This is a genomic window from Mucilaginibacter sp. Mucisp86 (assembly GCF_047324315.1).
Lineage (GTDB): Bacteria > Bacteroidota > Bacteroidia > Sphingobacteriales > Sphingobacteriaceae > Mucilaginibacter.
Genome location: NZ_CP168503.1, coordinates 4,842,322 through 4,855,578, shown reverse-complemented (window position 1 = coordinate 4,855,578; position 13,257 = coordinate 4,842,322). Strand labels below are relative to the sequence as shown.

Below are 13,257 nucleotides of genomic sequence, written 5' to 3'. Positions count from 1 at the left end.
GAAAGAGGAGTGCCTGCACTCCTCTTTCGCTTTTTTTTATACTAATCATCGTCGTCAGCTTTTTGGACAGCTTTTACAAATGCTGCCCGAACCGGCGTTGGTACAATTGCATTTTCGCCTTTAATGGCTCTCCATACCATGTTGTTCATGATCTCGTCGGGTACGCGGTCAACGGCCGAAAAGTCAAGCCCCTTAGCCATTCCGGCAAGCTTGGTACCCTTGGGGTTAAGCTCGTTAAGGCTAATATTGGAGCGGATGCTGTTGAAAGGAGTAGTATCAGCCGTTTTATTAAAACAACGCCACATAGCCGTAGCCGATGCATCATACTGGGTCATAGGCGGTAAACCGAGGATCAGTTCGATAGTACGCAGCATTGACGAGGTAGAATACATGGTATGGTCAACAAAGTTGCGTTTTACAAATCCCCCGGCAATGTATGCAGGCGAACGGTGCGCATCAACATGATCGGGGCCGTTCTGGGCATCATCTTCCAGTATAAAAATCACGCTGTTTCCCCAGATAGGGCTTTTGCTGATATGCTCTACTAACCTGCCAACCGCAACGTCATTATCTGCAACGTGGGCAAAAGGTGTAGGCCTGCCCGGGCTGGTGCCTTCGGTATGGTCAGACAGCATGCGGATGGTATTTAGCCGTGGCAAGGCATTGTTGTGCATCAGCGAATCAAAGTCATGTTCCCAGGCCTGGTACCGCAGGGTGTCAGGGTCACGCAGATCATGGGTTGGATAGGCCTTTGTAAAATGATCTTTTAATATGGGGATCTGCGGCGTGTTATCGGCATTGATAAACTCGCCATAAGTGCGGAAAGTTACATTATACCGGTTGGCCTGATCCCAAATGTATAGTTTGTTTTTTGCCGTAAGGCCAACTGCACCGGGGCCTCGGTTGCCATAACTGGTTGGCCAGTTTTTTTCCATATAATCAGTAGCGTAAGCGCCCAGGCTCCAGTTATGACCATCGGCGCTAACTTCGCCATCTACGTAAAAATTGTCGAGCAGTACAAAATTTTCCGCCAATGCGTGATGATTAGGCGTAATACGTTTGCCGAACAATAGCAGACTGGTATCACCATTGCCTTTTGGCATATCTGACAATACCTGGTCGTAGGTCCGGTTTTCCTGGATTACATAAAAAACATATTTTATTGGCGAGGCCGCTCCTACTTTAGCCGGAATGGGATTACCATCTTCGCTGCATGCTGTTGTTTCCTGTTCGCGATGGTAAGGTGTGTTGTGAACTACAGCCTGCGAATAAACCGGCAGTTGTTTGGCTGTTGGTGTCGGGATGATGCTCAAAGTCCCCATTAGTAAGCCGCCGCCAATGTATTCTGTACGTGCAGGCCTGAACGGATCGCCCCCATGTAGTACCACTGTTTGGTTTTTGGCTGCCGGGTTAGGCCCATGCGGATTAGGCAGCGACGAAAAACCTTTGGCATTGGCAACATATAATTTATCATCTATAACGCGCACAACACTCGGGAACCAGCCTGTAGGCACAAAACCAAGCGACTGACTGGCACCCGGCTTTGTAACATCAAATACAGCCAGGCAGTTATTATCGGCATTGGCTATATACAGTGTTTTTCCATCATTGCTAAGCGCTACCGAGTTACTGGTAGTGCCGCTAAGCGGCGTTGGTGATACTGCAGTATTTAGCGTTTCCAGCACCTTTGCTTTGCGCACATCAATTACAGATACCGTATTGTCATTGGCGTTAGCTACGTACAAGTATTTCCCATTGCGCGAAATACACAGGTCATTAGGGTTATCGCCAACCGCAATGGCATTCGTTAGCTTATTTTCTTTGGTATCAAATATGGCCACCTTATCACCTCCCCAAAGACTTATGTACAGCTTTGACATATCAGGTGATAACAGGCAGGTATAGGCTTCGGTACCTAATTTAACCTGCTGAAGGATATTTTTTGTTTTAAGATCGATAAGGTACAAACTATTATCAAGTTTGGTAACAACGTATAAAATCCCCCGCTTGTCGTCAATCGCCAGGCCTGTAGGCGAAATAGATGCCGAATTGGGCTTTTTACTCCAAGCTTCGCCCAGTTTTATGGTATCAGCAGCAAGCAGCTTATCATTTGTAATAGCATAACGGATAATCCAGTTATTATCACCACCGGAGGCGTAGAGCGATTGCTCGTCTGCACTGAAAACCAGGCCACCCCAGGCTTTACTGATCAATACTTTATCAAGCTCACGATCTGTACGGGCATCTAACAGTTGAATAGTTTGAACACTCTGGCCGTTATTGGTGACGGCTGCATAATGGTGGCTTTTGCTTACTGCGATATTTAAAGGCAGGTCGCCGAGAGGTAAACTCTTACCTACGGGTGTTAACGACCATCCGTTTGGCAATTTCACCCGCTTATTTTCGATAGTAGCAAGATCCTGAGCCCGAACAAACCTGCTGCAAATAAGTAACAGGGCAATCAGACATAATATTTTTTTTAGCGACATAACTTTTAATTAATTTTTTTCGATTGTCAATACCTGACAAACATATCATACAATTGATGTGCGGTTAAAAGTAGACCACCAATATTAACCTATTATTAAATCATGCCCCCGTACCACCTGCTCTATTGTAACAAAGTCATTGAAATCGGCTGGTACTATCAAATATCGAATTTTTACATCCCAGGCTTATATTATTCCCGGTGCTTTTGAAACTGATATAACCTATTTTATTCAATAAACTTTTAGGCTGCAGGCCTGCGATCCGGTTAATTAAAAAAAATTTGCAAAATCAATTTTTATTAGTAAGTTTACACTTACGGTAAGCAAATACTTACTATTTAAACTATGAACAGCAATCTGGCTTTTAACGCATTAGGCGATCCGACCCGGAGGTCGATTTTTGAAAAGTTACAACAAGGTCCTTTATCAGTGGTACATATTGCTGAAGGGATGAGTGTGAGCCGCCCTGCGGTATCACAGCACCTGAAAGTACTGAAAGAAGCAAAGCTGATCAGCCTGAAAACGGTTGGCAATAACAATATTTATGAACTTAATCGTGAAGGGATCATTGCTATGAGAAATTATCTGGATAAGTTCTGGGATGATGCTTTGGCGAATTTCAAGGCACTGGCCGAAAAAACCGAAAAAGAAAACGAACACCTAAACTAATATGATACCCAATATTAAAAAAGAACTATTAATTGCCGCCGGTCAGGAAAGCTGTTTTAAGGTTTTCACCCAAAAAATGGATTTGTGGTGGCCTAAAACACATCATGTGGGAAAATGCGCCATGATAGAAATGGTGCTGGAGCAGGAACAAGGCGGGCGCTGGTACAGCAAACATGAAGACGGCAGCGAAGTAAATGTCGGTACGGTACTAAGCTGGAACCCTTATGATCTGTTGGTACTCAACTGGCAAATTAATGACAATTTTCAATATGACCCGGGCGTCACAACAGAGGTCGAAGTTCAATTTATTGCTGAAGGCCCTAAAACTACCCGCGTATTGATGGAACACAAAGACCTCCACCGTTTGGGAGAGGGAGGCAAAGCTGTGGAAAGCATGGATGAAGGATGGGGAATGATACTGAACCTTTATAAAAACACTGTTGAATATGAAGCCTAAAATCGCTTTACGTATTGCCGCCATTTTAATGCTGCTGCACACACTGGGCCATACCATAGGTGCGTTGACCTGGAAACAAGCGCCAAATACCACCATACAGCGCGTGGTTGACGGAATGAACAATAACCATTTCCCCTTTATGGGCAGCTCCGTTAGCCTTGGGCTTTTCTTTGATGGTTACGGTTTCATCATGATTGGCGTATTGCTGTTGCTCACCGCACTGCTTTGGCTTCTTTCGGCCGAACCCAATCACAGGTTCATCCTGCCCGTCGGTTTATTTCTGCTTTCTATGGGTACTATCGAACTGATCTATTTCTTTCCCTTTGCCGCAGCGTTTTCCCTGCTGGCAGGATTATCAACCATATATGCTTACTTTAAATCACCATTATGGAAACGCTCGAATTAAACACCATCCGAAAAGAAATTATCGTTTCGGCGGCGCAACAGACCGCCTTTGAAGTATTCGTTAACCAAATGGGGCTTTGGTGGCCGGCTTCGGGCCATACCGATGACTGCCCAATGATAAGGGTAGGCCTGGAGCCCAAAACCGGCGGGCGCTGGCTCGGGTATAACAGAGACGGCGATGAAAGCGAACTGGGCAAAGTTTTGGTCTTCGATCCTTACGCCTTGTTTGCGCTTGATTGGCAAACCGATGCCGATCTGCGGTTTGATCCCGATCTGCACACCGAAGTAAGAGTAGAGTTTATCCCGGAAGGCGATAAACAAACGCGCGTAAAACTAACCCACTTTAATGTGGAACGCCTGGGTGAAGCAGCCCGCGGTATTAATGAAGGATGGAGCGGCATCATGGAAGTTTATCAAAACTTCATTACCAACAGTTTCAGCACCAGCATTAATATTACCATCAGCCCTGAAGCTGCGTTACAAAAAATAAGCGAAGTGGCAAACTGGTGGGGTGTTAACTTTGAAGGCAGTGCAGCAAAACAGGGAGACCACTTTGTGATTAAAATGGGGCCGGAGGCCTGGTTTAACTATACAGTTGTCGAGCTTGTGCCCGGCAAAAAAGTAGTGTGGCACGTAGATGACTGCTATATGCCCTGGTACGAAGATAAAACGGAATGGAAGGGTCAAGACATGGTTTTTGAGATTAATGATAACACGCTCACCTTTACACATGTGGGCCTTGTAGCAGGAATTGCCTGTTTTAAAGACTGCGTGCCTGGCTGGACACACTGGATCACCCGCAGCCTGAAATCATATCTTGAAACCGGTAAGGGAGATTTTAAACAAAGATGAATTCGTAAAATAGCGGTTAAAATAAAAGCGGTCATTTTCACGGAGAAAATGACCGCTTTTATAAATGAATTACTGAAACTCAAAACACGCATTAGCTATCTGAGTCTATTTAGTAATAACAATCACGTTTCCGGGTTTTACATCAGTCGACTCTGCCTTAATTATCAAGTTGCCCGGTTGCCCGCTTTTTGATTTTATAATAACCAGCGCCATACCGCTAAACGCTTTTCTACGCTTTGACGGAAATGCTACCAAATCTGATGGGTCCCCATTATCGGTCGCAACAATTTCTCCTGGCCCTGTGATTGAGAATTGAATATCATTATTTGCTCCGGGAACCAAATCACCTGCTTCATCCAGTACCTTTACCGTTACGAAAGAAAGATCATAACCGTCCGCCTTGATTACCTTACGGTCTGACATTAGCGCTAACTTTGATGCTGCACCTGCGGTTTTGATTGTTTCGGTAGCCCACAATTGTCCGTTTTTATAAGTTATTACTTTAAGTTGCCCGGGTTGATATTTAACGCTATCCCACCTAAACCGGTACTCAAAAGCGCTCTTTCTTATACGCCCCTGTGACTTACCATTCAGGAACAGTTCTGCCTCATCAGCCGAAGAAAAAACATGGACAGGCGTAATTTTCCCCTCTCTTCCTGACCAGCTCCAATGAGGCAGTATGTGAGCGAATGGAAGATCCGGACGCCAGCGTGACTGGTACAGGTAAAACCTATCCTTTTTGAACCCTGCAAGATCAATAATACCTGAATAGGAACTCCGGGAGCTGTAATATGGTGTTGGCTCTCCTATATAGTCCCAGCCCGACCATACAAACTCACCAGCAACAAAGGGATGTTTATCCTGCGACATAAAAACTTTATCCGGCGAAGCACCGAACTGAGCAGTATAAAGCTCATAAGCACTAACGTACCTGTGACGTGGGTCGCCACCCGAGGTGTCATTTACAGGAGCGCTGATCTCTTTAGTAACGGGGTAAATATAGGTGCCTCGTGTACTCAGGGTAGATGCTGTTTCGCTGCTTACAATCATTTTTTGAGGAAATTTGCTGTGAAATGCCGGATATAAGGGACTTGTTCTGATACCTTTTAACCCCGCATAGGCAGGTGCATCCCTGATACCTTCACCCTGGTAATTAAGGGAGATAAGGTCGGTTGATTCGGGGAAGGGCATATTGGGCCGTGCATAGTTCATGGATGCAGCTGTCGGCCTTGTCGAATCTTCGTCCTTAACAATACCGGCCAGCTTTTTTGCTACATCGGCCCCAGCATCACCGGTATATTGCTCCCCTACTTCGTTGCCGAAACTCCAGGCAATAATTGATGGATGATTTTTATCCCTGCGGATAAACGAGCGGATATCTGCTTCATACCATTCGGGAAAAATAAGATGAAAATCCAACGGCGTTTTTCCCTGGTTCCAGCAATCAAACACTTCATCAATAACGAGGAATCCCATTTTATCTGTCATTTCAAGCAACTCAGGTGCCGGCGGATTGTGTGCTAAGCGGATGGCGTTACACCCTAATTCCCTTAACATTTCGAGTTGCCGCTCGGTTGCCCTGGCGTTGAAAGCAACACCAAGCGCACCAAGGTCGTTATGCTGGTTAACACCCTGGATCCTGATTTGCCGGCCATTAACTATTACTCCTTTAACGGGATCAAATTTAATATCGCGTATCCCAAACGGTGTTCTGTAAGTATCAACCAACTGTGAGCCCACATACAGCCGTGTTACGGCGGTATACAGGTTGGGCGTTTGTTGCGGTAACGGCCCCCAAAGTGCCGGATGGCTAAGCACTACCTGATTTGTTACAGATTGCTTTGCATGATCATCAATATGAATAACTGATACCGGGAAATTAACTACCAGCTTTTCTACTCCCGATGCATTATCAGTATTGTAAATACCAGTAACCACTTTTACCTGCTGATCTTTATTTCCCTTGTTTTCCACATTAATTTTCAATGCTACAGTTGCCGCTGATTCGGACACATTGGAGGTTTGAACTGTTGTGCCCCATTGCGCTACCTGCACAGCGTTTGTTTTAGTAAGCCAGACGTTGCGGTAAAGGCCACTCCCGGGATACCATCTTGACGAATTGGGTGGGTTATCCAACCTGATAGCAATCTGATTAGCGCCACCAAATTTGACATATGGTGTTAAATCCAGCCTGAAAGAATTGTAGCCGTAGGGCCAGCCACCAACCAGCTTGCCGTTTAACCACACCATGGCGTATGACATGGCGCCATCAATATCAAAATAAATAAACCTGGATTTATCGGCAGCCGGGATAGTGATCTTTTTCCTGTACCAGGCAACACCCTGAACAGGCAACCGGCCCATGCCTCCGCCTACAACGGCATTGGTGTCTGTATAAAAAGGCCCCTTTGCGGCCCAGTCATGCGGAAGGTCTATATGTTGCCATTGCCGGTCGTTAAAGCCTTCCTGTACAAATGGAAAATTTTCACCGGGATTTCCCGCAGGCCTGAGGTAGTGTTTTGATGCATCTGCAATAAAATCGTTGGCGGATGGCAGGATCCATTTTTTTAACACCTTTTCGGATGTGCCTTCAAAATTGGCCTGCGCCGGGCGGCTGTCGGCAACTATGTCGTCATGTTTATTATAAACGGCCGGGCGTTCATCATATATCAGGTTATCGCCTTTATCATCATACCGGTAAAACATCCAGCCTTTATTGATATTGATCCGCTCCCTCCCCGCTGTAAGCTTTTCTTTTTTTTGTTGGGCAATAGCAGGGATCGATATCAAGATCGCCAAAAACGAAACAAGCGGCAAGCGCTTTAACTTTGCCATATAAAGGATTTCTTTTAAAAAACTTAATTGTGCGGGAGCAACGGGCTGTTTAAATTTCATATAAAAACCGGGCAGAGAAGATTACTCAATTATAAATAAATCAGGGAGAAAAGATCTCCTCTCCCTGATTATTTGTTGATGATGAAAGGTATTCCCCCGATTAATATCCGGGGTTTTGGTATGCTTTTTTATCCGCAGCACTCATATCCATTCCGTCCAGTTGCGATTGTGGAATCGGACGCAGGTAATAAGCCGGTGTTATAGTGCGGCTAACGGTTGAAACCGTATGATCTTTCCAATCGTTAGGATTTGTAGCGCCTGCAATCTGGAAACTGCTGCTTAATTCAGTCCACTTTTGGGTGCGCACCAAATCAAACCAACGATAGCCTTCTCCAAAATACTCACGTGTCCTTTCGGCTAAAATATAGTTAATATCGATAGTTCCCGGAGTAGCTGCGATCATTGCCGCGCTGTTGTCTTCAATTTTGGTTACGTTATTACCATTATCAAAGCGCCACTTGCCGGCACGGGCACGGATAACATTGATCAATCCTCTTGCAGTTCCATCATTTGCATAAGTTCCGCTAACGGCCTTTGTTGTGGCTCCCTTAACAGCTGCTTCTGCTGCAATAAAAAACAATTCAGAGAATTTTGCTACAGGAAAAGGACGGGTAAGACTTCCATTTGGCGATCCAAGGCCTCCGTTGTTATCTGTACGGTACGGGCCCAATTTCCATGTACCTGGGTAACAGATCCTGCTGAAAGCACTCGGCTCTATTACATAATCTGCCCTTCCGGGTAAAACTCCGGCGCCCACAGTACTGTTGAATTTAGCATTTGAATAATCTACGCCTCCCACGTCTGTATTTAAAAAGCTCAATACAGGATCATTTTCTGCTACGGGCAGGAAGTTGGCATTGTAAAGGAAAGCCGGAGTAGCCCCATTAACCTTGACTGCTGCCTCCACGAAATTTGTACGGTACCTGGTCACAAATGTGCCATCGTAACGCGAATCATTGGTCTTATCGGCAAAAGTGTTTTTAAATATTGCCTGAGGCGGGGCAAGCATTGTCCATGGGCGGCCAAGCGACTGTACGGCAGCGCGCTGTACCGAACTAACAGCTGCCCAAGCCGTTGCGGATGTACTGCTTTTTATATTGGTATAGTTCCATTGCTCAAACCAGGCTGCAAAACTATCGGTGCTGAAACCTCCGCCGCTGTAGCTAAGATCGCCGCCGTTATAAATACTGCTCGACTGGGTATGATCGGCATATAAAAGGGTTTCGTTATTGCGATCATTTGTTGCTACGCTAACATCATAAAACGTAGGCTGTAAACCAAACGGACCAGGGCTTTGAATTGCTGCTGTCGCTGTATCATAAGCGGCCTGGAAATACCATGCAGCATTGTGGCCGGCCGGGTCTGTACGCTGCGCATCAGGATAAGTAGGGATGCCATTAGGGTTTTGTAACCACCAACCATAAGTTAAATATGCCTTAGCCAAAAACAGGCGTGCTACAGTTTGGGTAACGCCACCCACAACACGGCCCGAGGTTGGTAATTTATCAATAGCTGTCAGCAAATCCGGGAATACCGCTTTGGTATAAACCTCTGGTACGGTATTGCGTTTAGATGTCCGCACCGTAGAGGTATTGAATTTCAGTTCGCCGGCCCCAAGATCAAGCGGTACGCCGCCAAAGGTTTGAACCAGCAGAAAATAATCAAAAGCGCGGAAAAACCTGGCTTCTGCAATCAGCGCATCTGAAACGCCAACCGCCGCCCCATTTTCAATTACACCGCTGGCGGTATTGATGTTAGGGAATGCAGCGCCCCATAAAATACCGGTATTGCTCGATGCTGGATCAATGGTACCTACCCCTGAAAAGTCGAGGTTTTTCACGTTACCATCGGAGTTTTGGCCCCAGGTTGCTTCATCGGTACTAATCTCATTTGAATTAAGAAAATAACCATTACCGTACATGTAACGCATATGGCCGTAGCACGAAGTGATACCACCTACCACACCAGCCTGTGTTTTGAAATAATCGGGCGTGAAAATTGCGCGTGGCTTTTCATCCAGGATTTTTTTACAACCTGTCATGGTAAACATAGTCAGGACAGATAACCTTAATATATTGTTGTATACTCGATTCATTGTTGCATATTTTAAAATGATACATTAAGACCCACCAGATAATTACGTGTATTAGGCGTATTATACCCTACAGTTAACAATCTTCTTTGTCCAGATCCGTAAGCCACGGCCATGTTTGCACCGTCATTGGCGAATGAATTTGGCTCAGGGTCCATACCTGATTGCTTGTAATAAGGAGAGAAGAATACAAATGGATTTTGAGCGGTTGCATAAACCCTCAATCGCTTCATGCCAATATGGTTCATCCATTTTCCTGAAAAGTTATAGCCCAGGGTAATGGCCCGTATTTTCAGGTACGATCCGTCAAAATAGCCCAGCGTAGATCCGTACTTTGGATTGTTACTGTTTTTAGGGCCGTTAGGATCAGGGAACTGTGCGCCAGGGTTATCAGGTGTCCAGTAATTGATATCAATCTGTCCGCGCCTCCCGTCTTCAAGGTTAAGATAACCATTTGACCCATACAGGGTGCTGTTCAGGATACCGCCGCTTACAAATGCGCCTACTATGGTAAGGTCAATGGCCTTATAAGCAACCCTTGTATTGAAGCCTCCCTGAAATTTAGGATCAGCATCCAGGATCTGTCTATCGGCAGATCCGATGATGCGGCTCGGAGATCCATCGGCATTATAACCGCCGGTATATAATACCTTGATCATTCCAACCTGTCCTCCGCTGCCTTCGTACTGCTTAACGGCAGTAGCCTCATTGGCCTGCCAGATACCTACTTTTTTATAATCGAATATGACGTTTAAAGGATGGCCTACAAAAAGCCAGTTGCTTTCGTCCCTGGTTTGGCCCGATGCCAGGCTCACAACTTTATTAACGTTGCGGTAAAGGTTTACTCCTAAATCCCAGCTCCAGCCATTGTTATTGCTTATGATGGTACCGTTAAGCGAGATCTCAAAACCTTTGTTTTGTGTTGAACCTACGTTGCCGGTATAACTGCTTACGCCTGATGTTGAAGGCAAGCCCACACTTAACAACAGGTTGTTTGTATTGGTAACATAACCTTCAACGGTACCGGAAAGACGGCTGTTGAACAAAGAGAAGTCCAAACCAAGGTTTTTAGTTTTTGAATATTCCCAGCCCAGTTGCGGGTTAGGCAGTACAGTTACGTAATAACCATTGGCGTTTGTGCTGCCAAAGTTATATGGGCGTACACTTAACTGGCCAAGCGTAGCGTAAGGCGCTACCGACTGGTTGGAAGTTTGACCATAACCGGCACGCAATTTCAATGAAGTAACCCAATTAACATCTTTCATGAAAGATTCCCTTGAGATATTCCAGCCTGCTGAAATTGCAGGGTAACTATGCCATTTGTGACCTGCGGCCAGTCGTGACGAGGCATCGCTCCTGAAAGTAGCGCTGAGCATATAACGATCATCATATGAGTACATGATACGCCCCATGTATGACATCAGGCCGCTTTGGGTGTAAGCCTGGTTATTAGGGTCAATGGTAATATCATCATTACTACCGGTTGAGGTTTGGCCCAGGTTATAATACTGAAAAGTATCGCCGGCCAGGTTCCTTCTGCTGATAGACTGATTGTTGTAATTTACCTGCTCAGAAGAGTATAATGCAGTTACATTGATGGTATGTTTCTGCGCAAAAGTTTTATCGTAAAATAACAAGTTTTCAACTGTCCATTGGGTAGTAAGTGAGTTAGTGGTAGATGCAACATTAGGATTTGCCGGATCAGAACTAAAAACACCAACACCAGTATAGCTACCGTTAAAGCTGGTACGGATATTACCGCCCAGGTTCAGGCGATATTTTAATCCCTCAACTCCCGGAATCTTCATTTCGCCATAAAGGGAGTTATAAGAAGCAAATTCTTTTGTCCGATTCGCGTACTGATCGCCAAGTGCATCCATTGTTTTCCTGGTTTGCACCCACTGAATGTCCTGTGGCATGGTAACCACCCTTTTGGTACTTCCATCGGCATTGAAAGGATTTGCCAACGGCGACATGCTCAATACGCCATACATACCAATGCTGGAACCATCGGTAATGCTATAGCTATTGTTGGTAGTAAAGCCAACCCTGAACAGTTTACCTATTCCCTGATCAAGCGATCCGCGTAATGAGATACGGTTATATTGTGAAAGCGGCACCGGGGCTTCATCCCGGTAATAACCAACACCAAATTTATAACTTCCTTTATTGGTACCGCCGGTAACACTTACGTCATGATTAGTTACCGCGGCTGGTCTGTAAAACAGGTGTTGCCAATCGGTGTTGGTGTTGCCTGTAGTATCCTCATCTGCGCCCGGGTTTTTGTTCAAGCCGGCCCTTTTTCTCAGTGCAAGATATTTGCCCGACTGCATCATCGGATATTTCAATACGTCCTTAGCGCCGTAATAACCCGAGTATGCTACCTGGGGCTCCTGGCCAGTGCTGCCTTTTTTGGTAGTGATCAAAATAACACCGTTGGCACCACGTGAACCATAAATTGCCGTGGCCGACGCATCCTTGAGGATGTCAACACTTTTGATATCATCAGGACTGATATCGGCAATTGTTCCGCCAAAAGGGATCCCATCCAGCACGATCAACGGATCGTTGGAAGCATTGATGGAACGTGTACCACGAATACGGATTTGCATGGTTGCACCCGGTTTTGTTGAGGTTTGTGCCAGTTCAATGCCTGCTACACGCCCCTGTAAGGCCTGCGCAATATTCGCCGATGGCACTTCGTTAAGTTTTGCTCCGCTGATGGAAGCAACAGAACCGGTAACGGCCTCCTTTCGCTGGCTGCCATATCCCACAACAATAACATCGTTCAGGCTTTTAGGCTCTAATGCCAGTGTTACCATAACGTTCGTCTGGTTATTTAAAGTAAGGTCCTGAGCAACATAGCCTACTGATGTTATGTGCAAAACGGCATTTCCCGGCGATGAAATCTGGAAACCGCCGTCGGCATCTGTAATTGTGCCGCTTTTAACGCCTTTAACGCGTACGGTGGCCCCGGCAATTCCCTGTCCCCGTTCATCTATCACCCGCCCTTTAACAGGTTTATTTTGGGCATACAGGTTAAAAGAAAAAAAACTTAACAGGGCAATCAAAAAAATTGCAGCCGTCTTTTTAAAAAGGGGCAGGTCAGCACCCCATTCATGTTTTGTGTAAATTTTTACTCGCATAATTCATTTTATAATGGTTAGAAGTGTAGGTTTTAATAAGTCCTTCCTGAAAATCCCCGGTCCTTGACTGGCTGACTTCCGCCTTTGTTTATCAATTGATCATTATATTTTTTTATATTCGAAATTTTCACGCAATCGATTGCAAAACCAAAGCATCAAAAACTCCTTTTTTTTAAAATTTTGATAATGGTTTATAATTATTTAGCTAAGAACCCAGCACCCGTTCTATTCAATTGTAGTAATAAATTACCC

The 13,257-nt window shown here is 45.3% G+C and carries 8 protein-coding genes; 4 read left to right on the top strand and 4 right to left on the bottom strand.

Annotation, left to right across the window (positions count from 1 at the left end; genetic code table 11):
- Positions 1-41 precede the first annotated feature (41 nt).
- Positions 42-2,489: a bifunctional YncE family protein/alkaline phosphatase family protein gene (locus ACEN9X_RS20555; protein ID WP_413666910.1), complete on the bottom strand. Its 2,448-nt coding sequence runs from the start codon at positions 2,487-2,489 to the stop codon at positions 42-44.
- 345 nt (positions 2,490-2,834) lie between these two features.
- Between ACEN9X_RS20555 and ACEN9X_RS20550 the strand changes: the two genes are divergently transcribed.
- The 4 genes from ACEN9X_RS20550 to ACEN9X_RS20535 are packed head-to-tail and all read left to right on the top strand — an operon-like array spanning position 2,835 to position 4,872.
- Positions 2,835-3,158 (top strand): ArsR/SmtB family transcription factor, encoded by a 324-nt coding sequence (locus ACEN9X_RS20550; RefSeq protein WP_091214294.1) that lies wholly within the window; start codon positions 2,835-2,837, stop codon positions 3,156-3,158.
- Position 3,159: 1 nt separating this feature from the next.
- A complete protein-coding gene (locus tag ACEN9X_RS20545; protein WP_413666909.1) occupies positions 3,160-3,615 on the top strand; it encodes an SRPBCC family protein in 456 nt (151 codons plus the stop codon).
- The gene (locus ACEN9X_RS20540; RefSeq protein ID WP_413666908.1) at positions 3,605-4,021 is read left to right on the top strand and encodes an LIC_13387 family protein; all 417 of its coding nucleotides are present in this window, start codon (positions 3,605-3,607) and stop codon (positions 4,019-4,021) included. The genes ACEN9X_RS20545 and ACEN9X_RS20540 overlap by 11 nt, the downstream gene beginning before the upstream one ends.
- Positions 4,003-4,872: an SRPBCC domain-containing protein gene (locus ACEN9X_RS20535; RefSeq protein ID WP_413666907.1), complete on the top strand. Its 870-nt coding sequence runs from the start codon at positions 4,003-4,005 to the stop codon at positions 4,870-4,872. Before ACEN9X_RS20540 ends, ACEN9X_RS20535 begins: the two co-directional genes overlap by 19 nt.
- A gap of 105 nt (positions 4,873-4,977) precedes the next feature.
- On the opposite strand, the gene galB is transcribed toward ACEN9X_RS20535, so the two are convergent.
- From galB to ACEN9X_RS20520, 3 genes are all read right to left on the bottom strand, one after another.
- Positions 4,978-7,707, bottom strand: coding sequence for a beta-galactosidase GalB (galB, locus tag ACEN9X_RS20530; RefSeq protein ID WP_413666906.1), 2,730 nt, complete (start codon positions 7,705-7,707; stop codon positions 4,978-4,980).
- Between the two features lie 160 nt (positions 7,708-7,867).
- On the bottom strand, positions 7,868-9,862 hold the full coding sequence (locus tag ACEN9X_RS20525; RefSeq protein WP_413666905.1) for a RagB/SusD family nutrient uptake outer membrane protein: 1,995 nt from the start codon (positions 9,860-9,862) through the stop codon (positions 7,868-7,870).
- Positions 9,863-9,873: 11 nt separating this feature from the next.
- Positions 9,874-13,005 carry a SusC/RagA family TonB-linked outer membrane protein gene (locus ACEN9X_RS20520; RefSeq protein ID WP_413666904.1) on the bottom strand — a complete coding sequence of 1,044 codons (3,132 nt, stop codon included), beginning with the start codon at positions 13,003-13,005 and terminating at the stop codon, positions 9,874-9,876.
- Positions 13,006-13,257 lie beyond the last annotated feature (252 nt).